Below are 24,310 nucleotides of genomic sequence, written 5' to 3' on the forward strand. Positions count from 1 at the left end.
GGCCTAACTGAAAATCCGACCGGGGGGATGAGCGCGGCCGGTCAGAAATTCAGGCCCGTTCGCACATAGTACATTCCACCGTTGAAGCCGTAGGGCGAAAAGAACGAATATTTATAGGCGTTGAAGGACGTGGCGATCGATTTCGGGTTCAGGCGCGTGGGATATTTGTCGCCGAGGTTGTTGGCGCCGACCGCGACGGTCCATTGCGGCAGGACCCTGTAGGAAACTTCGATGTTGGTGATGAAGGCGGGCCGCTGGACAAGCCACAGATTGGTCGGCAGGCTGGGTGTCGCCGCATAGATCAGAGAGCCGTAGCGCGATTCCTGAACGAAGGCCGACCATCTGCCCCGGCTCCAGTTCATGCTCAGGTTCTCGCGGTTCTTGGGCGCCGAATGCAGCAGGACGGTCCGGGCATATTGATTGAAATAGGCCAGATTCATGCTCTGAAGAACCTGGGGCACGGCATTGGAACTGCGGATCTCGTTGTCGGTCAGGCTGACGCTGAACGCGAAACGGAACGTCCCCAGCCGCCTGGTAGGAAGGGAGTAGTCGGTTGCGATATCGCCGCCGTAGGTCGCCGTATTGACCGGATTCGTATAGTACGAGGCATAGGTTACATTGCCCAGGCCGGCACTGGCCAGCAATGCGCCCACACCCGCGCCGCCCAGTGTCGTGGTGCTCGCCAGGCGGTCGTTGATTGCGATGTAATAGAGATTTCCCGTCACATGCCAGTTGTCGACCGGTGTCGCATCGACGCCGACGCTGTAGCTGCGGGAATACTCGCCCTTCAGCGCGTGGGCGCCGAGGGCGCGGGCCGGCGCGCTGTTGCTGGGAAGCTGGTCGATCGAATAGGTCGCGAAAGGCGCCGAGTAGAAATAATATTCCTGACCGAGCGTGGGGGGGCGATAGCCGGTGTTGATGCTGGCCCGCAGCGCGAACCGGTCGGAGAAATTATAGCGCGTGCCGACCGACCCGGTCGTCACGGTGGCCAGGTTGTTATAGCTGGTCGCGCGGCCGCCCAACGTCCATTCCCAACGCGGCAGGACGTAGAAATCCAGATTGACGTGCCCGTCATAGACGTCGCGGTTCTGGTTGGTGACGGCCAGCGGGGGATTGCCCGCGTGGTCGGCCGACCCCGGATTGGCGGTCTTGCCGGCGTTCGGCCCTTCCAGGATCGGAACGCCGCCGTCGCCATAGGATTCGTAGACGCCCGGCCCCATGGCGAACATGTCGCGACGATATTCCGCGCCGAATTCCACATTGGCCAGCTTGGGCAGGAAGCCCAGGCGGAGCGCGTGTGACGCCCTGAAGCCGGCCGTCAACTGGCTGGTCACGGCCGAACCGGTATCGAATTTCGTCGGGCTGTTCACGCCATAGGTGGGATTGTCGGTGTCCTGCATCCAGTAGCGCTGGATGTCGCGGCCATAATTGACATAGGTGTCCCAGTTGAATCCGGCCGTCGTGCCCTTGAAGCCGTTATCGACCTCGAAATCGTTTTCCTCCAGGTCGAGATAGGGCTGCATGCCGTTCGGCCAGATTGCGTTGACGGTCAGGTCGTCCGCCGCGGACCGGAAATTCTCGGCCGCGTTGACGCGTCGGTGACCATAGGTGTCGGTCGAATAGAACTTGATGCTGTCGGTAATGGGAATGCCCATATTGGCGGAAATCGACTCGCGCGTCTGCTTCGGGATGCCCAGGATGCGCTGGATGTTGCGGCCCAGCGCCGCGGCGCGCGGATCGACCTGGCCGCCGGGCAGCGCATAATACAGGTCGTTGGGATACGTCGCGGGGTTGATGTAGTCGCCCGTGCGCGAGGTCGGCAATTGATGGGTGATCTGGGCGGAGAGGTCGAGGTAACCGCCGTGGCGGCCGATCGCGAACCCCTTGGTGATCGAACCGTCCAGGGCCTGTCCGTCACCCGCGTAATAGCCGCTGTTCTTGAAATTGGCCGACAGGCCCTGCGTATCTTCCTTCAGGACGATATTGACCGCGCCCGCAATAGCATCCTGGCCGTAGAGCGCGGTCGCCCCTTCCGTAATGACTTCGATATGGTCCACCGCGCCCACCGGAATCAGGGAGATATCGGCGGGTTCCGTGCCCCAGTTCGGTCCGGCGTTCGCATTGAAATTGGCGCCCAGATGCCGGCGGTGCCCGTTGACCAGAATCAGCGTCTGGTCGGCGGACAGGCCGCGCAACTGCATCGTCTGTACGAACGCATTGTTGCCCACGCCCGGCAGCGGGGGCGCCGAAACGGATGGCATCATCTGCGACAATGCCTGGATCAGGTTGGTCTGGCCCGTGGCCTTGAGGTCCGATGCGCTGATGACCGTCACCTGCGTCGTGCTGTGGCGTCGTGTCGAGGTCGAAAGCACATTGTTGCCGGGCGCGGCCGTGCCGCTGACGGTAATATCCTCGGACGACGTCTTCAGCGCGCTGCTGGCCGCGGCTTTATCGGCGGCCTGCCGCTGCGTGGCGCCCTGCGCGGGGGCGCCATGCGTGGCGGGGGCGGGCTTGTGCCGCGCGGGCTTGCGGGGCTGTGTCACCTCGGACGGATCGGGCGATGTCGTGGCTGCATAGGCGGGGCCGAAGGCGCCCTGCAGCAGAAGCGCGCCCATCGCGGCGCTGCCGAGAAGAAAAGTCTTCGCCCCGGAATGCTTTGGCATCGTCACGGCCTCCTAAATGTGTAGGCGGCAGACTGCCCGCAATGATCTGCGAACATATCTAAATCACACACATAACGAGCACGAAACTAAATGGCTCTTCAAGATTTTTATGGCCCGGGGAAACTTTTTTTGCGGACGCAGATAACAGGTCTTCGGAAATTTATGATTTAATAAGGAAAATCGGTAAGGGCCGCCATGGCCGGGCATGCGCAATCTCCTTGACCCTCTCTTTGTATAAAATGTAGAACGAAACTGAGAGACAAAAATATCGCATTATTATTGATGTCAGAGACAAAATAATTGATGGTTGTCCCATGATCTCGGAACTCCGCACGTTTTCCGCAGCCGCCCGGCTGGGAAGTTTTGCCGCCGCCGCGGAGCGCGTCGGGCTGACGCAATCCGCCGTCAGCGCGCAGATCAGGCGGCTGGAGCAGGAACTGGGCCATGCCCTGTTCGAGCGCACCGGGCGATCGGTGACCCTCAGTGCGGCCGGGCACCTGTCCCTTGGCCATGCCGAGAACATTCTCGCCCTGTTCGACAAGATGCGGGACCCCGCCGCCGATATCGTCGTGCATGGACGGCTGCGTGTCGGGGCCATTTCCACCACCCATACGACGATTCTGGCCCCGGCGGTGGCCAGTCTCAGGGTGAATTATCCCGCGCTTACCCTTCATATCGTGCCGGGCGTGTCGATGGGGCTGATGGATCGCCTGGATGCCGGCGAGCTCGATGCCGTCATCATCGTGCGGCCGCCTTTCGGGCTGATGCCGCATCTGGGCTGGCATCCGCTGGTCAGGCAGCATTTTGTACTGGTCGTTCCGGCGCACCTGCCGCCGGACGACTGGCGGCAGATCATCATCAGCCAGCCCTTCATCCGATACGACCGCCGGTCGTTCGGCGGCCGGACCGTCGATCGCTTCCTGCAGGCGCAGGGCATCGTACCGAACACGGCGATCGAGACGGAGGAAGTCCATGCCATCCTGCAGATGGTCGCCAGTGACATGGGCGTTGCCATCGTTCCGTACATCCTGGCTGTGCGCGCCATGCCGAATATCCGTGTGGTCCCGCTGGGGGAACACACGATCCTGCGCGAGATCGGGGTGCTGACGATGCTGAGCTGGACCTCTCCCGCCCTGGACGCCCTGATCGCCCATCTGGTGCAGGCCTGCCCGGGGGACGAGCTTCCGTCCGACGCACGGGCCGGGGAGCAGGCTCCATGACCGTCATGCCACCCGCGCTGGACGACGCACGCGCGTTATTCGCCCGTCTGCACACGATCGGCTTCGACGGGCTGGGAATGACCCGTGCGTCGTACGGCGACGGCGAAAACCAGGCGCATGCGCTGCTGGCGGACATGGCGCGGGCACGCGGCCTGCTGGTGCGCCGCGATTGGGCCGGCAACCTGTTCATCACCCTGCCGGGCCGCGACCGGACATTGCCGGCGGTGATGACCGGATCGCATCTCGACACCGTGCCTTGCGGCGGCAATTACGATGGCGCGGCCGGCGTGCTGGCGGGCTTTTCCTGCCTGTGCGGCTGGGTGGACGCAGGATACGTGCCGGCGCGCGACGTGGTCCTGATCGTCACCCGGGCCGAGGAAAGCGTGTGGTTCCCGGTCTCGTATATCGGCAGCAAGAGCGCCTTCGGACTGCTCGAGGACAGCGCGCTGGCGGCGGTTCGCCGTGACGATGGACAGACCCTGGCCGATCACATGCGCGCCTCGGGCGGGCAGCCCGATTGCATCCGTACCGCGCCGGTGCTGCGGCCGTCCGACCTGGCGTGTTTCGTCGAACTGCATATCGAACAGGGGCCGGTCCTGCCGGCGGCCGGCGTGCCGGTCGGCATCGTGACGGGCATCTGTGGCAGCGTGCGCTATCGCGCGGCGACCATCCACGGGCGCTATGCCCATTCCGGCGCAACGCCGCGTGCGTTCCGCGCCGACGCGGTCATGGCGGCGGCGACGCTGATGACGGTGATGCAGGCCGAGTGGCGCAAGGTCGAAGCCGAAGGCGGCGAGATGACGCTGACCTTCGGCGTCTGTCATACGGATGCCGCCCAGGCGAATTTCAGCGCCGTTGCCGGACGGGTCGATCTCAGTATCGATATCCGCTCGCGCGATCATGGCCTGCTCGAGCGTATGGAGGCGGCCCTGCTGGCGCACACCCGGGCTGTCGAGGACGAGTATGGTGTCCAGATCGATCTCGGCGCCCGCACGCAGAGCGCGCCGGCCGCAATGGACGCGACGCTGCAGGCCGAAGCCGTCGCCCTGGCGCGAAAGGCCGGTATCCCGGCGGTGACGCTGCCCAGTGGTGCCGGGCATGATGCCGCGATCTTCGCCGGGCAGGGCGTACCCACGGTGATGCTGTTCGTCCGGAACGCCAACGGCAGCCACAACCCCTACGAGGCCATGGAATTCGAGGATTTCGCCCTGGCGACGCGGCTGCTCGAACGGCTGCTGTACCGGCATGCGGAGCAAGGATGATGATGAAGATCGGCCTGACCGGTGATTCGATTCTCTTTCGGCGCCTGAACAGCACGCAGGATGCCGAAATCCGGCCGCTGTTCGACCTGATCCGGAGCTGTGACGTCAGTTTCACGAACCTTGAGCTGGTATCGAACGATTTCATGGGGGACCCGTCCCTGGACCATGGTGGCACGCATTTCGGCGCGCCGTCCTGGGTGCTGGACGAACTGCGCGACGCCGGGTTCGACCTGTTCGCGGCCGCGACCAATCACAGTCTCGATTACGGTGTCGCGGGCCTGCGGGCCATGCTGGCGGCGCTCGACCGGCGTGACCTGCTCCATGCCGGGATCGGTGCGAACCTGGAAGAGGCGCGGCGACCGGTCTATTGCACCCGGCCGGCCGGCACGGTCGCCCTGCTGTCCTGCGTGTCCACCTTTGCCCGGGGGCAGGAGGCAGCGGCACAGACGGCGCTGATGCCGGGCCGCCCAGGTGTCAATCCGCTGCATTTCAAGCGCACGCATCACGTGACGGCGGACGACCTGGCCGATCTGACCCGGATCTACGAGCGGCTGGGCCTTCGGCATGTGCTGGACGAAAAGATCCGGCTGGGATTCGCATTTCCGCCCGCGCCCGGCACGTTGTCCTTCGACGGCGTATGCTTCGCCGCGTCCGACACGGTCCGCACCCGTACGGAGGCCGACGCGGCGGATGTCGCGGACATCGCGCGCTGGATCGGCGAAGCGCGGCTGGTGTCGGACGTCGTGATCGTCAGCGTGCATGCGCATGAAAGCGGATATAATGCCGACGGCATCCCCGATGTCGAAATTCCCGACGATTTCCTGCGTGCCTTCACGCACGCGGCGGTGGATGCGGGGGCGGATGTCGTCGTCTGTCACGGCCCGCATCTGTTGCGCGGGCTGGAACTGTATCGCGGCCGCCCGATCTTTCACGGCCTGGGCAATTTCATCGGCCAGAACGAACTCGTCGCACGCCTGCCGATGGATTCCTACGCCGCCTATCGCTGCTCGTCCGACGTCACGCCGCATCGCCTCTACAAGGGGCGCAGCGAAAACGACCGCAAGGGTTTCCCCGCGGACCAGCGCTTCTGGGACAGCGTGGTACCGGTCTGCGCCTACGAGGGGGGCACGCTGTCGGGGATCGACATCCATCCGGTGTCGCTGGGGCTGGGACGGTCGGCCCATCGTCGCGGGACGCCGATGCTGGCCCAGGGGGCCGAGGCCACGCGTATTCTCGAGGCCTTTGCGGCCCTGTCCCGCCCCTTCGGCACCGAACTGACGATCGCGGACGGGTCGATCCGGCTTCCCCTTGTGCCCGCGGCCGCCGGAATGGACGCCTGACGTCGTGGCCACCTGTTTCATCACCCAGCCGATCCACCCCGACGCGGTAGCGCATCTGAACGGCGCGGGCATCGCCACGTGCTATGCCAGCCGCGCGACGATGGAGGTGGCAGCGGCCGAAATCGGCGATGCCGAGGCCGTCATCACCCGCGATCTCGGATTCGATGAAGCCGCCATCCGTGCCGCGCCCAACCTGCGTCTGATCGCCTGTCACGGCTCGGGCACCAACAGGATCGCGGTTGCCGCAGCGGCGGCACGGGGGATCTGGGTGACCAACGCGCCGAATACGAACAGCCGCTCGGTCGCGGAACTGACCATGGGGCTGATCCTGGCCGCCGCGCGGCGCATTCCCGTCGCCGACCGCGCCGTTCGCGACGGGCAGTGGGACTTCCGCTATGCGGCCGGCGGGATCGAACTCGCCGGCAAGACCCTTGGCCTGATCGGTTTCGGCGCGATCGCGCGGCATGTGGCGGTGATGGCGGGGGCGGGTTTCGGCATGCGGGTGATGGCCTGGTCCCCCAACGTACCGGACGCGATCTTCGCGCAGGCCGGCGTCATGCGCGCGGACGGGGTGGAGGCGCTGCTGCGCAGCGCGGACGTCGTCTCCCTGCATCGGCCGGCGGACGCTGCGGGGGCCGCCCCGATCGACGCCGCTGCCCTGGCCCTGCTGAAGCCGGGTGCGCTGCTGGTCAATACCAGCCGTGGCACCGCGATCGACGGTGCCGCCCTGGTCGCGGCCCTGCGGGCCGGAACGCTGGCCGGGGCGGCGCTGGACGTTCTGGCGCAAGAACCCCCGCCCGCGCATGACCCGGTGCTATCGGCACCCGGCCTGGTCCTGACGCCCCATCTGGGCGGTGCGACGGACGAGGCCTTGCGCCGCACCGCGATGCTCTGCGCCCGGCAGGTCGTCGATGCGCTGGCGGGGCGGGCGCCGGCGCACCGCGTGCAAGCGTCCGGCGCCTGATCGGCGCCGATGCCGCCAGGGACTATTTGGCGAAAAGCTGCCCGATATCGGCAAATGCCTTGATTTCGATCGCGTTGCCGCTGGGGTCCAGGAAGAACATGGTGGCCTGCTCGCCCGGCTGTCCCTTGAAGCGGATATAGGGCTCCACGATGAAGGCGGTGCCGGCCGCGCGCAGCTTGTCCGCCATGTCATTCCAGGCCGGCATCGGCAGCACGATGCCGAAATGCCGTACGGGCACGGCATGGTCGTCGACCTCGTTGCGTTGCGCCGGCGTCAGTTCGGCCGGCGCCAGGTGCGCGACGATCTGATGACCGTAAAAATCGAAATCGACCCAGTCGGGCGCGCTCCTGCCCTCCGGGCAGCCCAGAAGCTCCCCATAGAACGCGCGGGCCTCCGCGATGTCGCGGACGGGAAAGGCAAGATGGAAGGGCGGGATGGCGCCGGTGCCTGTCGCGATGGTGTTCATGTCGATCTATCCTTGTTCACGGCGGACCAGGCACGGACGATAACGCGGTGTCATATGGGATGGAAAACGATATATTTCCTTGGTCAGACATAAAATATTCGATCTAACCGGACGGGGCACCTGTGCCGTGCCGCGCTCAGAGCCCGAGGAACCTGAAAGGCCTGGTTTCAACGAACCGGTCGTTGGCCATGCCGGAATAGATATGCGTCTGATCGGGGCCGAGATCGAGTTTCATCACCTTCCCGGTTCCTTCCGAGAAATCCAGTTTCTTCAGGTCGACCCAGAAGACGTTGGGCGTGAGTGCCGATTCGAAGAAATAGAGCTTGCGCTTCTGGTCGGCGACCGTGCGCCAGCGCGTCGAGGAGATATTGGGCTGATCGGGCGTGGTGATTCCAAAGGGAACGGAGACATTGCGGATCACGCTGAAGACGCTGGCGATGGCATCGACCGGACTTTCGGTCTTCGGGATCGCGTTCACATAGAAGGCAGCGCGTGCAAACCGGTCCGAGGCGCGATTGGTGCCGGGCAGCATGACGGTGCCGCCGATCTGCGTCCAGTATTCGTTCAGCGCGAGCTGCTTTTCGAAGGTCGGGGAGTTGGTCATCACCTGATAGGCGCGGCTGTGGTGGATGACCTGCTTGCCGTCGATATATTCGATGATTGCGCTGTCGCCGGACGCATCCGAGAGCGAGAGGTGCAGGGTGGCGAGCCTGCCTTCACCCGGTACGGTGGCGGTGACGATCGTGAAGGGCTGCCTTGCCAGCGCATCGACCGCTTCCTGCACGGTGGCGAAATTATCCAGCACATATTGCGCCCAGGCCGCGAGCGACAGGCCTGGGGTCCTGCCGTCATATTTCGGATAGGACGATTCGACCAGCCACAGCACGTTGGCGACAAGTCCTGCTTCGTTCATGCCGTCGGTGGTGGAAATGTCATAGCCCGAGGCAATGACGCTGCCGTATTTCGACGTCCATCGGACCGAGTTCGGCCCCGCTTCCCCCGAACGCTTCATGCCGCGGGGGAAGACCCAGAGGTTGGTTCCGACATCGGTCTTCCAGTCCATGGAACGTGCCGTGATGACCTCGTCATGCGCGCCATGATAGACGAGGCGCGTGCAGGCGTCGGCCGCCGGGTGGCCCAGAAGGTTCGTCGACATGACCATGGCCGCGCACGCAGTCGCGAAAGAACGCTTCTTCGGCATCATGGGCTTTATTCCACTCAATTATACCGGCAGGTCACAGCAATACCATGCGGCGTGATTTTCGAGGAAGTCAAATCGGCCCGATACGTAGCGGGGACTCGCGCCTTTCTAGAGCCGTCCCACGGCGGGATAAGCCGCATCTCGAACGCTGGTCACGATACAGGTCGCGATCCGGCAATGGAGTCATGCCCGCGACGTCAGTCGCGTTCAGGCGCGAGATGCACTTCGAAGCCGCGCGCACCCGGCGGTGCCAGTTCCGGCAGCAGTTCCATGGTCGGGATCTGGTAGTCGCCGTCATTCTGCTTGCGGTAGGGAATCGGTGCGATCGTCTCCAGTGTCTTCATCCGCTCGCGCACTTGGTCCGCCAGAATCGTGAATTTCGGCTCGTCCATCCGATCGACACGATAGGCCACGAAGGGCGGCAGGACGGTGAAACCGGGATAGAAAAGGATTCCATGGTTGATCGGGAACAGCAGATCGTCGATCGGGCCGTTGATCCCGCGATCCGAATAATGTTCCGGCCACCCTCCGGCCGTGACCATCAGCATCGCACGCTTGCCGGCCATGACCCCTTCGCCATACCGGTCGCCCCAGCGCCGGTCGCTGTGTTCGCCCACCCCATAGGCGAAGCCGGAGGCATAGACGCGGTCCACCCAGCCCTTGAGAATGGCCGGCATGGCGAACCACCATAACGGGAACTGCAGAATGACCATATCGGCCCACAGCAGCTTCTCCTGTTCCGCCTTCACATCCGGCGTCAGCGCATCCGCCGCGAACCCGTCATGGGACGCTTTCCAGACCTTCAGCGGTCCGTCCGACGACAGGGCAGGAAAATCGTCCTTGTCGACTGCGGCCTTCCAATGCATGGCATAGAGGTCCGACACCCGCACCTCATGTCCCTGGGCCGCCAGTTCGGCGACGGCGACGTCGAGCAGGGCGCCGTTGAGCGAGTGTCTTTCCGGGTGGGCGAAGACGATCAGGACATTCATGGGGCTTCCTCATGCAGGCGGAAAGAATGGGCGACTTTCCGAGGATAGGGGATAGGCTATTGTCTTCCCATATGGCCTGAGCGGAAGGGACAGTGCCGGAAAATGGAACAATCGCATGTCTCGCTCGACCGGATGCGGACGTTCGTCCGCATTGCCGAACGCGGCAATCTCGCGGCGGTCGCCCGGGAAACCGGCGCAGGCCAATCCACGATCACCCGCCATCTGCGCGAGCTTGAAGAGGCGCTGGGTGTCTCGCTGCTCACCCGCACCACCCGCCGCACGGCGCTGACCGAAGAGGGCACGCGCTATTACGCGCAATGCCTGAACATCCTGTGCCTGGTCGAACAGGCCAGCCAGGAAATGCGGCAGACACGCCAGGCAACAGCGGGCACGGTCCGCATCTCCTGCACCGCGGCGCTCGGCGTCCTGCATGTCAGCCGGCTGATCTTTGCCTTCCAGGACCAGAATCCCGGGATACGGGTGGAATTCAGCCTGACCGACGAACGTGTCGACCTGGTGCGCGAGGGCGTCGACATCGCCATCCGCCTCGGGCCGCTGACCGATAGTTCGATGAAGCTGCGGGCGCTGGGTGAAAGCCAGCGCGTGCTGGTGGCCGCGCCGGACTGGCTGCATCGCAACGGCCCACTGAAGCGGCCCGAGGATCTGCGCGATCGGGAAGGCGTCCGCCTCTCCCGGGTTCACGGTTCCGACCGGCTGGTCCTCCAGGCTCCGAAGGGCAAGCATCACGTCGTTCCGTTCCACGGTCGCCTGAATGTCGATCATGGACTCGCGGCGCGAGAGGCTTTCCTGGCGGGGCGCGGTTTCGGCCCGGCGCATCGGTGGCTGGTGGAGGACTGCCTACAGGACGGCCGGCTGGACCTCGTGCTGCCGAACTACAGGCTTCCTCCGGCTCCCCTGAGCATGCTGATCGCACCGGAACGGGCGAGCCTGACGCGGGTGCGTCTCTGCGCCGATTTTCTCGGCAGCGAAATCGCGAAAATACCCGGCATCGGGCGGTGACGGCGGGCCGGATCAGATACCAGTAGGGCGCGAATTATCCCGCCTGCTGCACGATCCATTGTTCCAGCGCCTCGACCTGTTCCGTCACGTCCATCCCCCTGGGCCGGATCAGCCCGTAGGACGTTCCGTCCGCATCGAATCCGGCCGGCGCCAGCAATCGACCGGTCGCGACATCGTCCGCCGCGATGATCCGGGGTGACAGGGCGACACCCAGGCCGCTGGCGGCGGCTTCCAGCATCATGAAATGATGGTCGAACAGGCGTGTATCGCGGGGCGCCGCACTGTCGGGCCGGGAGGCCAGCCAGTGCCTCCATGCCTCGGGCCGGGTGCGCGATCCCAGCGCCAGGTAGTCGCCCCTGCGGAACCGCTCCGCCATGTCGGGCCGCATGACCGGCCCGACCGTTTCCGGCACGAGCGTGGTGACGGCCCAGTCGGGATCGAGCGGGAAATCGAGGCGCCGGATCGCCAGCGTAATCCGTTCCCGCGCGAAATCCAGCGCCCCGCCACCGGTCGAAAGATGCACGTCGATGCCGGGATGCCGGTCCTGGAAGTCCGACAGGCGCGGGATCAGCCAGCGCATCGCCAGCGACCGCTCGCAGGACAGCACGATCGGCGGCGCGGTGGAGGGCGACCTGATCTCGGCCAGCGCCGCCGCGATCCCGCCCAGCGCGTCGCTCGCCGCGCGGGCAAGCCGCTCGCCGTCCCGGGTCGGCCGCACGCCGCGCCCGTCCGGTTCCAGCAATCGCAGTTTCAGTTCGGCGGGCAGCTTGGACACCCGGCGGCTGACCGCCCCATGCGTCAGGGCCAGTTCCATGGCCGCCGGCCGGACCGAGCCCAGGCGCACTACCGCCGCGAAGGCGCGCAGATCGTCCAGCGACGGGATGTCGGATCGCTTCATTGGTCAGTTTTTATCACCGGAACAGGTCAGTTCATATCGATTTTCCTCCGGAACCGTTCCGCTATTCTCACCATCATGACCGCACCCTCCTCCTGCCACACCCGGCCGCTGGCCGTCACGATGGGCGATCCCGCCGGGATCGGGCCGGAGATCGCGGCCCGGATGTTCCTGCGGCGGCCGGCGCAACGATGCTGGATCGTGGTCGGTGATCCGCTGGTGATGCGCCACGCCCTGGCCGCGCGCGATCCGGCGGCGCGGATGCGCCGCATCGCGACGCCGGCCGAAGCCCGGTTCGATGACGGGGTGCTGAACGTCCTGGCGTCATCGGAATGCGTGGCCCTGCCGCCCATAGGCCGTGTCAGCGCCGAAAGCGGCCGCGCCGCCTATGCGGCAATCCGCACCGCCATACGGTTGGCCAGGGATGGCGCGATCCGGGGCATCGTCACCGCGCCGATCCACAAGGAAGCGCTCGCCGCCGCCGGATTGCCGTACCCCGGCCATACGGAAATCCTCGCCGAACAGGCCGGCGGCGCGCGTGTCGCCATGATGCTGGCGAACGAGGATATCCGCGTCGTGCTGGTGACCATCCATTGTTCGCTGCGGGACGCGATCCGCCGCGCCGATCAATCCGCACAGATGGCGGCGATCCGCCTCGCCCACGCGGGCGCACGCGCGCTGGGCGTCGAATGCCCGCGCGTCGCCGTGGCGGGCCTCAATCCCCATGCCGGGGAAGGCGGCCTGTTCGGCGAGGAGGAAACCCGCATCATCGCGCCCGCCATCGCACAGGCGCGGAGCGAGGGCATCGATGCGTCCGGCCCGTGGCCCGGCGACACGGTGTTCATGCAGGCGCGGCAGAGGCGCTTCGATGTCGTGGTGGCGCAATATCACGACCAGGGGCTGATTCCGGTGAAATATATGGGCCTGGCGCAGGGCGTGAACATCACGCTCGGCCTGCCCTTCATCCGCACCAGCCCCGACCACGGCACCGCCTTCGATATCGCGGGACGCGGCGTTGCCGATCCGTCCAGCCTGGAGACGGCTTTCGATTACGCCCTTCGCCTCACCGGAGCCGCGACATGATCCGACCCGATTTCATCTTCATGCTGACCCGCCATGACCGGACGGTGGAGAATGCGGCCGATCTGGTGCAGACCGCCCGAGCCGCGGGGGTCCGCCATATCGGGTTCAAGGATATCGGCCTGCCCTTCGCGGCGCTCCAGGTTCTTGCACGCACGATCCGGCAGGCGGGGGCGAAGATCTATCTGGAAGTCGTCTCGCTCGATCGCGAGAGCGAGCTGCGCTCGGTGCGGGCCGGCATCGCCCTGGGCGTCGATTACCTGCTGGGCGGCACGCATGTCGATGACGTGTTGCCGCTGCTGGACGGCACGACGATCCGCTATTACCCCTTTCCCGGCCGAATCACCGGGCATCCCAGCATCCTTGAGGGAACCGAGGCCGAAATCGTGCGCAGCGCCGTCGATCTCGCCTCCCGGCCGGGTGTGCATGGGCTGGATCTGCTGGCCTATCGGTTCGCGGGGGAGGTGCCGAACCTGATGCGACGGGTCTGCGAAGCCGTGGCGGACAAGCCCGTCATCGTCGCCGGCTCGCTCGATCGGGCGGAACGGATTCGGGCCGCCGCCTCGGCAGGGGCCGCCGGTTTCACGGTCGGCACGGCGGCATTCGACGGCGCCTTTCCGGCATCGCCCGATCTGGCGGGACAGATCGGCCATATCCAGACCATTTTATTCTCGTCCTGATGGAGAACCGCCCAATGGAAAAGATAAACCTGGCCCAGGCCTTCGCGACATTTTCCGACTACTGGAGCCCCCGTGTGGCCGGTGACATCAACACGGCCCAGATCAAGCTGGCGAAATTCAAGGGCGTGTTCGACTGGCATCATCACGAGCATGAGGACGAACTGTTCCTGGTCGTCTCCGGGACCTTGCGCATGCATTTCCGGGACCGTGACATCGACATCGAAGCCGGGGAATTCATCATCGTGCCGCATGGTGTGGAGCATTGTCCCGAGGCCCTGGGCGATGAATGCCATGTCGTCCTGCTGGAACCGAACACGACCCTCAACACCGGCAATGTGACCAACGACCGCACCGTGCGGGCGCCTTCCCGGATATAGCCGGGCCGACACCTACACGCGTTCAAAGCCGTCTTCGCTCCATCATTCGCTGCCGAGAAGCGGAGCGTACGCGGCGAGCCGGCGGGATATGAATTCAGTGAAGAGCCGCACGCGCTTCGTCTTGCGTGTCTCCCCCTGCGTGAGAAGCCAGAGCGTTCCATGCCCGTGCAGCTCGGTGCCCGGCACCCTGACCAGCAGCGGGTCGGCATCGCCGACGAAGCACGGCAGTTTCGTCATCCCGATCCCTTGCCGCGTTGCGACGATCTGCGTTTCAGCGTCCGGCGTCCTGAACGGAGCCCCTGTCGTGTGAATCTCTCCTTCGCGGGCCCAACCCGGAAGTCCATCAGTGTTTATGACGATCCAGCGGACAGGATCGGCAACACCGGCACGCCACGCGGTCAGGCGATCGCGTGCCATATAGATGCCGCTGGACAATTCGGGGCCTGGCAGGCCGTGAAGATTGGGCGGCAGTGTTTCCCGGTCCAGCACGATACGGATCGCAACGTCGGCTTCCCGGTTCGTCAGGTTCGCGACCGCGCCGGTCGGCAGGATCTCCATCTCGATATCCGGATTCATGCGGGAAAAATCAGCAAGATCCGGCATCAGCAGATGTGTCGCGAGGAACGGAGGCAGCGTCACGCGCAAAAGCCCGCGCACGCTCTGGTCGCGACCGAAAACGCGCGTTTCCAGTTGGTGCGACGACGCTTCCATCTGGTTCGCGAACTCGAGGATCTCCTCGCCCGCCGCCGTCAGGCGATAGCCCGCAGGCAGCTTTTCGAACATGTGCGTCCCGAGCCTCTCTTCAAGCTGAGCGATCCGCCGCAACACGGTTGAATGGTTTACCCCCAGATGCCCGGCGGCAGCCCGCACCGAGCCACCGCGCGCGACGGCCAGGAAGTAGCGAACATCGTCCCAATCGATCATGGTGCACTCCGGCACCGCACGGTGCGCCTTCCAAAACCCATATCCGCCACATCGTGCGACATGACGCGCCGTCATCATAGCGGTTAGCGACGAATTTGCCTCGGCTTTCAAGCGGCGACTACCGATCGTCCGACCGACGTCAATCGTCCGGCCGGATCGATTTCGCACCACCGATGTGCGCGCTTCCGCACTCAACGCCTGACGCCGGCAGACCTATGTCGAGGGTCTCGGGGACTTCCCCGAACGATCGAAGACGGGCCTGAAAGGAAAAGTCATGGGAAAGCTCGAAGGCAAGGTTGCAGTCATCACAGGCGGATCGAGCGGCATGGCGCTGGCGAGCGCCAGGCGGTTCGTTGAAGAAGGCGCCTATGTGTTCATCACGGGCCGGAGGCAGGAGGTGCTGGACGAGGCCGTCAGGCTGATCGGCCGGAACGTGACCGGCGTGCGCGGCGATGCGGCCAATCTCGACGACCTCGACCGCCTGTTCGATACGGTCAGGCGGGAAAAGGGCAGGATCGACGTGCTGTATGCAAGCGCCGGCACGGGCGAAGCCGCGCCGCTGGGCGAGATTACCGAGCAGCATTTCGATACAACCTTCAACCTGAATGCGCGCGGCACGCTGTTCACGGTCCAGAAGGCGTTGCCGCTGTTCAACGACGGCGGGTCGATCTTCATGACCGGGTCGGTTGCGTCGATCAAAGGTTTCCCCGGTTACAGCGTGTATGCGGCGAGCAAGGCGACGCTGCACGCCTTCGCACGCGGGTGGCTCAACGAACTGAAGGGCCGGAACATCCGGGTGAACGTGCTGCACCCGGGGCCGATCGCCACACCGATGCAGGACCAGGTTCTGACCGAGGACGCGAAGCGGATGTTCGAATCCCTGATCCCGCGGGGAACGATGGGTCGTCCCGAGGAAATCGCGGCAGCCGCGCTGTTTCTGGCTTCGGACGATTCCAGCTTCGTGAACGGGGTGGAACTGTCTGTCGATGGCGGCTTCTCGGCCATCTGAACGCGCGCCGGATCGCGGAAAGCGGCCGACCGGCGGGGACGGGCGTGTCCATGGTGGAACGACTTCCGCGCTGCACGGTCGGCCTGTCCGCAGCATCAATATGAACATGGATCGGAAAAGCACAATGCGCTACGCGATTGTAGGATTCGGTAGGTGTTTTGTCCCGGGATTTGGTGGTGCGGATTATGTATGAACCGTGATGGTTCTTTTTCCCACTGCTGACAAATGAATTCATATGGAGTGAGGCCGCGCAGGGTCTTGAGCCTGCGGGCGAAATTGTAGGCGGTAACGAAGTCGGCGAGGTGTTGACGCAACTGGTCATGTGTTTCGTAGTAGAAGCGCTTGACGGTGGCGTCCTTGATCGTGCGGTTCATCCTCTCGACCTGGCCATTCGTCCAGGGATGTCGCGGCTTTGTCAGTCGATGCTCGATATCGAGATCAGCACAGGCCAGTTCAAAAGAGTGGCACCGGAACAGGACACCATCCGCCCGCATGGCCTTGATGTCTTCGGGTGTCCATCCATTGCCGGCCGGATCGGTAAAATGCGTGCCGTTATCGGTCAGCACGGTATGGATGCGGTAGGGAACCGCAGCGGCCAGAGCACGCAGGAAGTCACCGGCAACGCGACGTGTCGCTTTCTCGTGCAATTGGACAAAAGCGAATTTCGAGGTCCGGTCGATCGCCACCAGAAGATAAAGGCGCCCCATTTCAGTGCGGACTTCAGCAATGTCGATGTGAAAATAGCCGATCGGACAACTCTTGAACTTCGACCGTTTCGGTTTGTCGCCTTCGGTCTCGGGCAGGCGGCTGATCCCATGGCGCTGAAAACAACGGTGCAGGGAAGATCGCGTCAGATGCGGGATCGTCGCCTGAAGCGCATAAAGGCAATCATCAAGAGGCAGCAGGGTATGGCGACGGAAGGCCACAACGATCGCTTCTTCTTCGGTCGACAGGATGGTTGAGGATGCGACCTTCGGACCGGTGCGTCGATCCGACGTATCGGTCCGCCCCTTCCATTTGGCGACCGTCTTCGGGTTGATCCCGTAGCGTTTCGCCAGAACCCTCAGGCTCTCTTGACTATGTTGTATCGCTCGACGGACTGCCGCTGTCGTCGTGGCGCTTCCGTGGTGAACCTGGCCCATAGCGCATCCTTCCACTCATGTGAAAATAATGCACCACCAAATCCCGGGACCAAACACGTAGGATAGGCCAGGCCCTTGCCCACGCCTTCGCCCGCAGGAACATCGACGTGACCGTCGCGAGCCGTCGGCCGCCCGAAGCATTGGCGCCGCAGGCCCGGGCAATCGGTCCCACGGTCGTCGCCAGGTCGCTGCGGGATGCGCTCGAAGCCGACATGATCATCCTGGCCGTCCCGTTCGAGCAGCACCCCGAGGTCGCGAGGGCCCTGCCGGACTGGAAAGGCAAGACGGTCATCGACGCGATGAACTCGCTGGCTCCCCTCGAGGAGATGGATGGCCTCCTGTCCTCCGCCTTCGCCGCGAAGGCGTTCGCCGGCGCCAGGTTCGTGAAAGCGTTCAATCATCTGATTGCCGCCACCCTGGCGACCGATCCGGTCGTCGAGGGCGGCCACCGGGTCGTCTTTCTATCGAGCGACGACGCGGACGCGACCGCTCCCGTGGCGGCCCTGGCCAGACAACTCGGGTTCGCACCCGTCACTCTGGGAAAACTTTATGAAGGTGGCGCGCTGGTGCATGCACGCGGCCGCGTTTGGGGACCGCTCATTTTCCAGGATGTGTTCAAGACGGCGCAGTAATCGATCTGCGATCATTGCTCAGGCGAGAAACGCAGCCAGAGCCATCCCGCCAGGGCGGAGAGGACCGAGCCGGCGAAGATTCCCATCTTGGCAGGGATTACAAGACCAGAGTCGGGAAATGACAGGTTCGCGATAAACAGGCTGATCGTAAATCCGATGCCGCACAGGAGCGAAAGGCCAAACACCTTTCCCATCGACGTTTCTGCCGGAAGCGTGGCGATCCTCAGCCGGGTCGAAAGCAGTGTCGCGCTGAAGACGCCGACAGGTTTGCCGATGAGCAGTCCCGACATGATCCCCAATGGAACAGCGTCCACCATCATGTCGGGATGGATACCCCTGAGTGAGACACCCACGTTCATGAAGCCGAAAAGCGGCAGAATTACCCATGTGACGACAGGTGTCAGTGCGGATGCCGCTCTGTCGAGAGGTGTCGCCTGTCCGACGTTCCGTCCCAGGGCCGTTGCGGGCAGGCACAGACCGGTTATGACCCCGGCAAGGGTCGGATGCAGGCCGGACCCCAGAAGAGCGATCCACAGCAGGATGCAGCCGGTGGCGTAACCCCACACTGTCCTGATTCCGATCCTGTTTGCCCCGATCAGCGCCGCCGTGACAACCACGGCCGCCGCCAGTGCCGGCCAGTACAGGGCATTCCCGTAAAACACGGCGATGACGACGATGCCCAGCACATCATCGAAGATCGCGAGCGCCATCAGCCAGGCCCTGGCTCCGGCCGAGACATGCCGACCAAGAGCCAGAATGATCGGCAACGTGAACGCTGCATCGGTCGCGACGGGGATGGCCCAGCCGCGCGTCGCTTCCGGATGTCCGCATGTCACCAGCAGGTATGTCAGGGCCGGTACGATCATTCCGCCCAGCGCGCCGATCAGCGGAAGGGCGACGCGCCGTGGTGACGAGAGGTGGCCCGTGACGATTTCGGTCTTGATTTCGAGAATGACCACCAGGAAAAACAGGGTCATGAACCCGTCGGAGACCCATGCGTCGATCGTGTCCGGTCCCCGTTTCCCAAGGACGGAAAGCGTCAGGGGCGTTGTCGTAAGGGCGGTATAACCCGCCGCCCACGGCGAGTTTGCCAGGACAAAGCCTGCAAGGGACGCGAGCAGCAGGACGCATGCCCCACCGGAGGGAGAGCCCAGGAAACGTCGGAGAGAGGCAACGCGCGCAGCAACTGATTCAGCCATTCATCTCTGTTGAATGATTCAGGTCGGCCATACAAGCCGACAGCCCTGCGCCTGCCTTCCTGACGACGGCCTTCCTGAACGCAGGAAGCGGAAGCCGGGGCTTGTCCCGCCTATCGCCGGACCAGCCAGAAGATCAGGGAAAGAACCGCGCTGATCACGATGCAGGTCGCGATCGGCGCGTAGAAGGTGAAATTCGGCCTCTGGATCACGATGTCGCCCGGCAGCCGCCCGAGCGGCAGCCGTGACAGGACAGGCCACAGCAGGCCGGCGAGCACCAGGACAATACCAAGGGTGATCAGGGGTCTGGACATACCGCTCCGTCAGCGCTGGGCGAGAGCGGCGGCGGAGGGCTCATGATGCGTGGTCATGCTCGCGCTCCTATATCCGCTCCAGAATCTGGCGGGCGAGTGCTGCGATGTCGGATTTCTCCATCCCCTCGGGATTGTGCCGCGCCTTCTTCGCGATCTCGCGTTCCTGCTCCGAGGCATGTTCGCCGCCCTTGAGCACGAAATCCGCCAGTTCCGTCACCTCGGCCTTCGTCAGCAGCTTGGGCTCCTTGACCGCCCGTTCGGCGAGGGCGTGCAAGCTGCTGGTTTCATGGGGAAGCCTGTCGGTCATGTCGATTCCGTCCTGTTCCGGTCATGGATTTCCAGTTTCAGACATGGGGGCGCGGGCACGCGGATTACAGGGCCGCGAACGCGGGGCAGCGATGCGCGCAGGCCGGCCAGTGGCATCGCCATTGCCCATGCTCAGATCGGCGTCGCCCCGCCTGGCGTTGTATCGGGAGTGCCGGCGCCATCCGCCTCGGCCGCGTCTTCCGGCAGCCGCGAGCCCAGCAGGGCGCGGGGTTGACCCAGCCAGATGCCATCGCGGAGATGGTCGCGGCGTGGGAACCGGGTGTTCGGATGGATCAGGATGCTCAGGTCCTGGTGATTGAGCATCAGCCATGGCACCAGCGTCGCGAACAGCGCCGTGTCGAAGGCGATCTGATACATCGGCAGCGTGTGCGGGCCGATCGGTACCTCATGCCAGCGCCCCAGCCGCACGGCGAAGCGGTCGGCGATGGCGGCGCGCAGGTGCTCGGCGGCCGCGCGCCCGTCCGGGCCGTCGAAATAGACATGGGCATGATAGCTGCCGATCGTCCCGATCTGCCGGATCGGCTCGGGCACCGGCGTCATCGGGCTTTCCATTGCGCGGTGCGTTCGGACCGTGCCGCGGACAGCGCCCGCCTTACGCCCGCCGCGTCCAGATCAGCGGCATAGACCGGCGTGCCAGGCTGCTGCCGCCAGGATTCGTCCAGGCCGCCGGCCTCGATCGCCGCGATCCTGCCGTCCCGCTGTTGCGGGTAATAATTCCCGGTATCGATGACCGGCACCGCGCGGGGCACGTTCGTGAACAGGTCGTGCGGCAGATCCGGGATATTCTTCTCCGGGATCGTCACCACGATCGCGTCGACGCCCGTCACCGCCTGGCGCGGCGTCACGGCGGTCGCCCCGGTTTCCGCCGCCAGGTCGCGCAACGTTTCCGGGCCCCGGGAATTGGCGACCAGAACGGTATGGCCCAGCGCCGTCAGGCGCCGGGTCAGTGCGCCGCCAATGTGGCCGGCGCCGATAATGCCGATCTTCATGTGCGTCCCCGTTGGCTGATCGTCTGCCCTATGGAGTTATGAACGCGTCACGGGTGGGACAAGGGACCGTGTCCTGTCGCGTGGGCCAGGCCTGCATGCCGATCCGTGCGATGTCCAGCAGTCTGTCCCGCGACGCACCGTCGCGCGCCTGCACCGCCATCCCGCGTGCCAGCGAACTGAAGAAGGCCGCCAGCCCCGCGGCATCCGTATCCGCCGGCATGTCGCCATCCGCCACGCCCTGGCGCAGGCGGTCGGCCATCGCGGCCTCGGACAGCGCGCGCTGGCGGGCCATCAGGTCGCGCAGGCGGGCCTGGCCGGGCGCGCACTGGGTACCGGACACCGAGATCATGCACCCCGCCGGCAGGTCCTCGCGCGTGAACTCGGTCGCTGCCGCTTCCATCAGGTGCCGGAAAACGGTCCGCGTGTCGGCGTCCTGTTGCAGGATGTCCAGGAACCACGCGCGCGAGGCGGTCAGGTACGCCTCGGTCGCCTCCTGGTACAACTGCTCCTTGCTGCCGAAGGCGTTGTAGAAACTCGACGGGCTGATCCCCATCGCCGCCGTCAGTTCGTCGAAGCTGGTGCCTTCATAGCCACGATCCCAGAACAGGCGCATGGCCGCGCACAGGGCCTGGTCCCGGTCGAAGGATTGCGGCCGGCCGCGGCCACGCCGTTCACCGTCGATTTTTTTTGGTGTCATCGCTCCATAAATCCTTGAACGCGGACTCGCGCCCCTCATATCCCGTATCTTGGAGCAGTCACTCCAAATTGTAAGCCTTTCGTTTCCGCAATCCGGGCATGAGGAACGCGCGTCGTTCCCGCCCGAGCAGACAGGTCCAGCACCATGAGCAAGCTTTCAGGAAAAGTCGCGATCGTCACCGGCGCCTCCAAGGGGATCGGCGCGGGCATCGCCAAGGCGCTGGCGGCCGAAGGCGCCGCGGTCGTCGTCAATTATGCCTCCAGCAGGTCGGGGGCCGATACGGTCGTCGCGGCGATCACGGACGCGGGCGGCAAGGCCGTGGCGGTGCAGGGCGACGTCTCGCGCAAGGCCGACGCCCAGGGCCTGGTCGACGCCGCGATCGGCCAGTTCGGCCGTCTGGACATTCTGGTCAACAATTCCGGCGTCTATGAATTCGGCGCGATCGAGGAGATCACCGAGGAGCATTTCCACCGGCAGTTCAACGTCAACGTGCTGGGCACGCTGCTGACGACCCAGGCCGCGGTCGGCCATCTGGGCGCGGGCGGCAGCATCATCAATATCAGTTCGGTCGTCTCGCGCATCACCCCGCCCCATTCGGCGGTCTATACCGGGACCAAGGGCGCGATCGACGCCATCACCGGTTCGCTGGCGCGCGAACTGGGGCCGAGGCAGATCCGGGTCAACGCCATCAATCCCGGCCTGGTCCAGACCGAAGGGACGCAGACCGCGAACGTCGTCGGCTCGGAGATGGAGCAGGCCATCATCGCGCAGACGCCGCTGGGCCGCACCGGCCAGGTGCAGGATATCGCGCCGCTGGCGGTTTTCCTGGCGTCCGATGACGCACGGTGGCTGACCGGCGAAACGCTGATCGCCTCCGGCGGCCTGCGCTGAGTCGAGCTGAGCATCGCCCCGACAGGGGCGGGCGCCTGCTTGCAGCGCGGGAAGGGCAGGCGCATGCTTTTTCAGGATTTCATATCTGGCCGGGAGATGACTATTGGCTTCTCTGTTTACGCCCCTGCGGGTCGGTGACCTGACATTGCCCAACCGGGTCATCATGGCGCCGCTGACACGCCAGCGCGCCGGCGAGACGCATATCCCCAACGACCTGATGGCCACCTACTACGTCCAGCGGTCGCTGGCGGGCCTGATCCTGTCGGAAGCGACGCCGGTGTCCCCGCAGGGCATCGGCTATGCCGGGGTCCCGGGCATCTGGCTGCCCGAGCATGTCGAGGGCTGGAAGAAGGTCACGTCCGCCGTGCATGCGGTCGGGGGGCGCATCTTCCTCCAGCTCTGGCACGTGGGCCGGATTTCCGACCCCGTGTTCCTCGATGGCGACCTGCCCGTCGCGCCCAGCGCCATCGCGGCCAGGGGTCATGTCAGCCAGCTCCGCCCCGAACGCCCTTACGTGACGCCCCGCGCGCTGGAAACGCACGAGATCCCCGGGATCGTCACGGCCTTCCGGCACGGGGCCGAACTGGCGAAGGAAGCAAATTTCGATGGCGTCGAGATCCACGGCGCGAACGGCTATCTGCTCGACCAGTTCCTGCAGGATTCCACCAACCACCGCACGGACCGGTACGGCGGCTCGATCGAGAACCGGGCGCGCCTGATGCTGGACGTGACCGACGCCGCCATCGACGTCTGGGGCCCGGGGCGCGTGGGCATGCATCTGGCACCCCGGTGCGACGCGCACGACATGGGTGACAGCAATCCGGCGGCCACTTTCGGCTATGTCGCGACCGAACTCGGGCGGCGCGGCATCGCCTTCATCTGCGCGCGCGAGGCCGAGGGGCCGGACAGCCTGGGCCCGCAACTGAAGAAGGCATTCGGTGGCGTCTATATCGCCAACGAGGCCTTCACCGGTGCATCCGCCGAGGCCGCCATCGAAGAGGGCCGGGCCGACGCGGTGGCCTTCGGGAAGACTTTCATCGCCAACCCCGACCTGCCCGAGCGACTGAAAATCGGTGCGGACCTGACGCCGCCCGATGCCTCCACGTTCTATGGCGAGGGCGCGCGGGGATATACGGACTATCCCACGCTGGGCGAATCCGGTGACTGACAGCGGATCTTTCCGAGGGGACACCATGAGCGCTCATCATGTCCTGATCGCCGGTGCCAGCGGCCCGGTCCGTCTGGGCGCAGGTCGCGGCCCGGCATGGCCTGGCCGAAGCCGACCCCGACCGGCTCGCGCCGGGCGGCTTCGGCGACTTCATCTTTCATGTCGAGACGGACGCGATCTTCGACGTGACCAGGGCGCGGCAGGCGGGCTTCTCCGGCATGCACCGCCGGTCGGACGCGGTGCTGATCGCCCACCTGGACGCCATGCGCGCGCGCAGGCTTATTCCCTGATTGTTTCCCTGACTGTTCGGGCGGGCTGACGTCCGGCGCGCAGTCAGGAACAGCCCGTCGCGACCGCGCGGTCGATGGCGGTGACGAGGTCGATATCGTCGAAGGGTTTCTCGACGACGATCGCGGAAGGATGCAGGACCTGGTCCCGCAGGGAATCGCCGCTGACGAAGATATGGGGAATGAACCCGCCGCGAAGGATTTCCGCGACCGCCGCGATCCCGCTTCCTTCCCGCAGGCGCGCATCGACGATCATCAGGTCCGGCCGGTCGCCCGCGGCGGCGGCGATGGTGCCGGACTGGGTCATCTCCACGCCGATGACCGTATGCCCCAGCCCGCTCAGCAGCTCGGCCATCAGCATCGCGATCAGCATCTCGTCTTCCACGATCAGGATGCGCAGCGCCTTCACGGCAAGGGACGGCCGCGCGGAACCCGAACGGCTGTTGGATGGACAGGCCGGGATCATGGTCTTGCTCCGGTGCGCTGGGGCTTCGAAACAGTCCTGAGGGTAAATAGCGTAGACCAGATCGGAATGCCGGCCGGTCCGGAAAATACCGATTCCAGTCACGAAAGGAGT

The 24,310-nt window shown here is 65.0% G+C and carries 27 protein-coding genes; 13 read left to right on the forward strand and 14 right to left on the reverse strand.

Features of this window, described 5'->3' with window-relative positions; genetic code table 11:
- Positions 1-41 precede the first annotated feature (41 nt).
- Positions 42-2,663: a TonB-dependent receptor plug domain-containing protein gene (locus GDI_RS00995; RefSeq protein WP_041249236.1), complete on the reverse strand. Its 2,622-nt coding sequence runs from the start codon at positions 2,661-2,663 to the stop codon at positions 42-44.
- Between the two features lie 314 nt (positions 2,664-2,977).
- Here GDI_RS00995 and GDI_RS01000 point away from each other — a divergent pair, with 314 nt between their 5' ends.
- From GDI_RS01000 to GDI_RS01015, 4 genes are read left to right on the forward strand one after another with little or no spacing between them, the layout of a single operon-like run.
- The gene (locus GDI_RS01000; RefSeq protein ID WP_012222447.1) at positions 2,978-3,883 is read left to right on the forward strand and encodes a LysR substrate-binding domain-containing protein; all 906 of its coding nucleotides are present in this window, start codon (positions 2,978-2,980) and stop codon (positions 3,881-3,883) included.
- Positions 3,880-5,145 carry a Zn-dependent hydrolase gene (locus GDI_RS01005; RefSeq protein ID WP_012222448.1) on the forward strand — a complete coding sequence of 422 codons (1,266 nt, stop codon included), beginning with the start codon at positions 3,880-3,882 and terminating at the stop codon, positions 5,143-5,145. The genes GDI_RS01000 and GDI_RS01005 overlap by 4 nt, the downstream gene beginning before the upstream one ends.
- 2 nt (positions 5,146-5,147) lie before the next feature.
- The gene (locus GDI_RS01010) at positions 5,148-6,485 is read left to right on the forward strand and encodes a CapA family protein (RefSeq protein WP_012222449.1); all 1,338 of its coding nucleotides are present in this window, start codon (positions 5,148-5,150) and stop codon (positions 6,483-6,485) included.
- Positions 6,486-6,489: 4 nt separating this feature from the next.
- A complete protein-coding gene (locus tag GDI_RS01015) occupies positions 6,490-7,449 on the forward strand; it encodes an NAD(P)-dependent oxidoreductase (RefSeq protein WP_012222450.1) in 960 nt (319 codons plus the stop codon).
- A 22-nt stretch (positions 7,450-7,471) separates the two neighbouring features.
- Here GDI_RS01015 and GDI_RS01020 read toward each other — a convergent pair whose 3' ends face one another.
- The 3 genes from GDI_RS01020 to GDI_RS01030 form a co-directional block, all read right to left on the reverse strand.
- Positions 7,472-7,915 (reverse strand): VOC family protein, encoded by a 444-nt coding sequence (locus tag GDI_RS01020; protein WP_012222451.1) that lies wholly within the window; start codon positions 7,913-7,915, stop codon positions 7,472-7,474.
- A 136-nt stretch (positions 7,916-8,051) separates the two neighbouring features.
- Positions 8,052-9,071 (reverse strand): linear amide C-N hydrolase, encoded by a 1,020-nt coding sequence (locus GDI_RS01025; protein ID WP_231854178.1) that lies wholly within the window; start codon positions 9,069-9,071, stop codon positions 8,052-8,054.
- 242 nt (positions 9,072-9,313) lie between these two features.
- Complete coding sequence (locus GDI_RS01030; RefSeq protein ID WP_012222453.1) at positions 9,314-10,105, reverse strand: NAD(P)H-dependent oxidoreductase; 792 nt, start codon at positions 10,103-10,105, stop codon at positions 9,314-9,316.
- A 102-nt stretch (positions 10,106-10,207) separates the two neighbouring features.
- On the opposite strand from GDI_RS01030, the gene GDI_RS01035 reads away from it, so the two are divergent.
- Complete coding sequence (locus GDI_RS01035) at positions 10,208-11,125, forward strand: LysR family transcriptional regulator (RefSeq protein ID WP_012222454.1); 918 nt, start codon at positions 10,208-10,210, stop codon at positions 11,123-11,125.
- Positions 11,126-11,159: 34 nt separating this feature from the next.
- Here GDI_RS01035 and GDI_RS01040 read toward each other — a convergent pair whose 3' ends face one another.
- Positions 11,160-12,023 carry a LysR family transcriptional regulator gene (locus GDI_RS01040; protein ID WP_012222455.1) on the reverse strand — a complete coding sequence of 288 codons (864 nt, stop codon included), beginning with the start codon at positions 12,021-12,023 and terminating at the stop codon, positions 11,160-11,162.
- 75 nt (positions 12,024-12,098) lie between these two features.
- Here GDI_RS01040 and pdxA point away from each other — a divergent pair, with 75 nt between their 5' ends.
- Genes pdxA through GDI_RS01055 form a run of 3 tightly spaced genes read left to right on the forward strand, consistent with a single transcriptional unit; the run spans position 12,099 to position 14,157 of the window.
- Entirely contained in the window at positions 12,099-13,103 is a 1,005-nt protein-coding gene (gene pdxA / locus GDI_RS01045) for a 4-hydroxythreonine-4-phosphate dehydrogenase PdxA (protein ID WP_012222456.1), read from the forward strand.
- The gene (locus tag GDI_RS01050; RefSeq protein WP_012222457.1) at positions 13,100-13,780 is read left to right on the forward strand and encodes a hypothetical protein; all 681 of its coding nucleotides are present in this window, start codon (positions 13,100-13,102) and stop codon (positions 13,778-13,780) included. The genes pdxA and GDI_RS01050 overlap by 4 nt, the downstream gene beginning before the upstream one ends.
- 14 nt (positions 13,781-13,794) lie before the next feature.
- On the forward strand, positions 13,795-14,157 hold the full coding sequence (locus GDI_RS01055; RefSeq protein ID WP_012222458.1) for a cupin domain-containing protein: 363 nt from the start codon (positions 13,795-13,797) through the stop codon (positions 14,155-14,157).
- Positions 14,158-14,199: 42 nt separating this feature from the next.
- Here the strand turns inward: GDI_RS01055 and GDI_RS01060 are convergent, their stop codons facing one another.
- Positions 14,200-15,081, reverse strand: a complete 882-nt coding sequence (locus GDI_RS01060; protein ID WP_012222459.1) for a LysR family transcriptional regulator — start codon at positions 15,079-15,081, stop codon at positions 14,200-14,202.
- 274 nt (positions 15,082-15,355) lie between these two features.
- Here GDI_RS01060 and GDI_RS01065 point away from each other — a divergent pair, with 274 nt between their 5' ends.
- A complete protein-coding gene (locus tag GDI_RS01065; RefSeq protein WP_012222460.1) occupies positions 15,356-16,090 on the forward strand; it encodes an SDR family NAD(P)-dependent oxidoreductase in 735 nt (244 codons plus the stop codon).
- 95 nt (positions 16,091-16,185) lie between these two features.
- Here GDI_RS01065 and GDI_RS18770 read toward each other — a convergent pair whose 3' ends face one another.
- Positions 16,186-17,232 (reverse strand): IS481-like element ISGdi9 family transposase, encoded by a 1,047-nt coding sequence (locus GDI_RS18770; protein WP_012222461.1) that lies wholly within the window; start codon positions 17,230-17,232, stop codon positions 16,186-16,188.
- A 62-nt stretch (positions 17,233-17,294) separates the two neighbouring features.
- Between GDI_RS18770 and GDI_RS01075 the strand changes: the two genes are divergently transcribed.
- A complete protein-coding gene (locus GDI_RS01075; protein ID WP_041249238.1) occupies positions 17,295-17,864 on the forward strand; it encodes an NADPH-dependent F420 reductase in 570 nt (189 codons plus the stop codon).
- Positions 17,865-17,875: 11 nt separating this feature from the next.
- Here GDI_RS01075 and nhaA read toward each other — a convergent pair whose 3' ends face one another.
- From nhaA to GDI_RS01105, 6 genes are all read right to left on the reverse strand, one after another.
- Positions 17,876-19,063 (reverse strand): Na+/H+ antiporter NhaA, encoded by a 1,188-nt coding sequence (gene nhaA, locus GDI_RS01080; protein WP_012222463.1) that lies wholly within the window; start codon positions 19,061-19,063, stop codon positions 17,876-17,878.
- Positions 19,064-19,173: 110 nt separating this feature from the next.
- Positions 19,174-19,374, reverse strand: coding sequence for a DUF2905 domain-containing protein (locus GDI_RS01085; protein WP_012222464.1), 201 nt, complete (start codon positions 19,372-19,374; stop codon positions 19,174-19,176).
- A gap of 67 nt (positions 19,375-19,441) precedes the next feature.
- Entirely contained in the window at positions 19,442-19,681 is a 240-nt protein-coding gene (locus tag GDI_RS01090) for a hypothetical protein (protein WP_012222465.1), read from the reverse strand.
- Positions 19,682-19,812: 131 nt separating this feature from the next.
- A complete protein-coding gene (locus GDI_RS01095) occupies positions 19,813-20,241 on the reverse strand; it encodes a DOPA 4,5-dioxygenase family protein (RefSeq protein WP_012222467.1) in 429 nt (142 codons plus the stop codon).
- Entirely contained in the window at positions 20,238-20,690 is a 453-nt protein-coding gene (locus tag GDI_RS01100) for an NAD(P)-binding domain-containing protein (RefSeq protein WP_012222468.1), read from the reverse strand. The genes GDI_RS01095 and GDI_RS01100 overlap by 4 nt, the downstream gene beginning before the upstream one ends.
- A gap of 28 nt (positions 20,691-20,718) precedes the next feature.
- Positions 20,719-21,387, reverse strand: coding sequence for a TetR/AcrR family transcriptional regulator (locus GDI_RS01105; RefSeq protein WP_231854179.1), 669 nt, complete (start codon positions 21,385-21,387; stop codon positions 20,719-20,721).
- Positions 21,388-21,531: 144 nt separating this feature from the next.
- On the opposite strand from GDI_RS01105, the gene GDI_RS01110 reads away from it, so the two are divergent.
- The 3 genes from GDI_RS01110 to GDI_RS01120 all read left to right on the forward strand — a co-directional run bounded on the left by GDI_RS01110 (position 21,532) and on the right by GDI_RS01120 (position 23,736).
- Positions 21,532-22,278 carry a glucose 1-dehydrogenase gene (locus GDI_RS01110; RefSeq protein ID WP_012222470.1) on the forward strand — a complete coding sequence of 249 codons (747 nt, stop codon included), beginning with the start codon at positions 21,532-21,534 and terminating at the stop codon, positions 22,276-22,278.
- A 103-nt stretch (positions 22,279-22,381) separates the two neighbouring features.
- Positions 22,382-23,446 carry an alkene reductase gene (locus GDI_RS01115; protein ID WP_012222471.1) on the forward strand — a complete coding sequence of 355 codons (1,065 nt, stop codon included), beginning with the start codon at positions 22,382-22,384 and terminating at the stop codon, positions 23,444-23,446.
- Between the two features lie 53 nt (positions 23,447-23,499).
- Positions 23,500-23,736, forward strand: a complete 237-nt coding sequence (locus tag GDI_RS01120; protein WP_012222472.1) for a hypothetical protein — start codon at positions 23,500-23,502, stop codon at positions 23,734-23,736.
- Between the two features lie 43 nt (positions 23,737-23,779).
- Here the strand turns inward: GDI_RS01120 and GDI_RS01125 are convergent, their stop codons facing one another.
- Positions 23,780-24,199, reverse strand: a complete 420-nt coding sequence (locus tag GDI_RS01125; RefSeq protein WP_012222473.1) for a response regulator — start codon at positions 24,197-24,199, stop codon at positions 23,780-23,782.
- Positions 24,200-24,310 lie beyond the last annotated feature (111 nt).

The sequence above is a fragment of the Gluconacetobacter diazotrophicus PA1 5 genome (assembly GCF_000067045.1).
Taxonomy (GTDB): Bacteria; Pseudomonadota; Alphaproteobacteria; order Acetobacterales; family Acetobacteraceae; genus Gluconacetobacter; species Gluconacetobacter diazotrophicus.

What these genes read in the sequence shown, in the direction of transcription:
- pdxA (WP_012222456.1), top strand. Translation starts at nt 12,099, where the DNA reads ATGACCGCACCCTCCTCCTGCCACACCCGGCCGCTGGCCGTCACGATG.
- GDI_RS00995 (WP_041249236.1), bottom strand. Translation starts at nt 2,663, where the DNA reads ATGCCAAAGCATTCCGGGGCGAAGACTTTTCTTCTCGGCAGCGCCGCG.
- GDI_RS01100 (WP_012222468.1), bottom strand. Translation starts at nt 20,690, where the DNA reads ATGAAGATCGGCATTATCGGCGCCGGCCACATTGGCGGCGCACTGACC.
- GDI_RS01105 (WP_231854179.1), bottom strand. Translation starts at nt 21,387, where the DNA reads ATGACACCAAAAAAAATCGACGGTGAACGGCGTGGCCGCGGCCGGCCG.
- GDI_RS01090 (WP_012222465.1), bottom strand. Translation starts at nt 19,681, where the DNA reads ATGACCGACAGGCTTCCCCATGAAACCAGCAGCTTGCACGCCCTCGCC.
- GDI_RS01055 (WP_012222458.1), top strand. Translation starts at nt 13,795, where the DNA reads ATGGAAAAGATAAACCTGGCCCAGGCCTTCGCGACATTTTCCGACTAC.
- GDI_RS01030 (WP_012222453.1), bottom strand. Translation starts at nt 10,105, where the DNA reads ATGAATGTCCTGATCGTCTTCGCCCACCCGGAAAGACACTCGCTCAAC.
- GDI_RS01110 (WP_012222470.1), top strand. Translation starts at nt 21,532, where the DNA reads ATGAGCAAGCTTTCAGGAAAAGTCGCGATCGTCACCGGCGCCTCCAAG.
- GDI_RS01060 (WP_012222459.1), bottom strand. Translation starts at nt 15,081, where the DNA reads ATGATCGATTGGGACGATGTTCGCTACTTCCTGGCCGTCGCGCGCGGT.
- nhaA (WP_012222463.1), bottom strand. Translation starts at nt 19,063, where the DNA reads ATGGCTGAATCAGTTGCTGCGCGCGTTGCCTCTCTCCGACGTTTCCTG.
- GDI_RS01005 (WP_012222448.1), top strand. Translation starts at nt 3,880, where the DNA reads ATGACCGTCATGCCACCCGCGCTGGACGACGCACGCGCGTTATTCGCC.
- GDI_RS01095 (WP_012222467.1), bottom strand. Translation starts at nt 20,241, where the DNA reads ATGACGCCGGTGCCCGAGCCGATCCGGCAGATCGGGACGATCGGCAGC.
- GDI_RS18770 (WP_012222461.1), bottom strand. Translation starts at nt 17,232, where the DNA reads ATGGGCCAGGTTCACCACGGAAGCGCCACGACGACAGCGGCAGTCCGT.
- GDI_RS01125 (WP_012222473.1), bottom strand. Translation starts at nt 24,199, where the DNA reads ATGATCCCGGCCTGTCCATCCAACAGCCGTTCGGGTTCCGCGCGGCCG.
- GDI_RS01085 (WP_012222464.1), bottom strand. Translation starts at nt 19,374, where the DNA reads ATGTCCAGACCCCTGATCACCCTTGGTATTGTCCTGGTGCTCGCCGGC.
- GDI_RS01065 (WP_012222460.1), top strand. Translation starts at nt 15,356, where the DNA reads ATGGGAAAGCTCGAAGGCAAGGTTGCAGTCATCACAGGCGGATCGAGC.
- GDI_RS01040 (WP_012222455.1), bottom strand. Translation starts at nt 12,023, where the DNA reads ATGAAGCGATCCGACATCCCGTCGCTGGACGATCTGCGCGCCTTCGCG.
- GDI_RS01035 (WP_012222454.1), top strand. Translation starts at nt 10,208, where the DNA reads ATGGAACAATCGCATGTCTCGCTCGACCGGATGCGGACGTTCGTCCGC.
- GDI_RS01050 (WP_012222457.1), top strand. Translation starts at nt 13,100, where the DNA reads ATGATCCGACCCGATTTCATCTTCATGCTGACCCGCCATGACCGGACG.
- GDI_RS01000 (WP_012222447.1), top strand. Translation starts at nt 2,978, where the DNA reads ATGATCTCGGAACTCCGCACGTTTTCCGCAGCCGCCCGGCTGGGAAGT.
- GDI_RS01025 (WP_231854178.1), bottom strand. Translation starts at nt 9,071, where the DNA reads ATGTCGACGAACCTTCTGGGCCACCCGGCGGCCGACGCCTGCACGCGC.
- GDI_RS01020 (WP_012222451.1), bottom strand. Translation starts at nt 7,915, where the DNA reads ATGAACACCATCGCGACAGGCACCGGCGCCATCCCGCCCTTCCATCTT.
- GDI_RS01010 (WP_012222449.1), top strand. Translation starts at nt 5,148, where the DNA reads ATGAAGATCGGCCTGACCGGTGATTCGATTCTCTTTCGGCGCCTGAAC.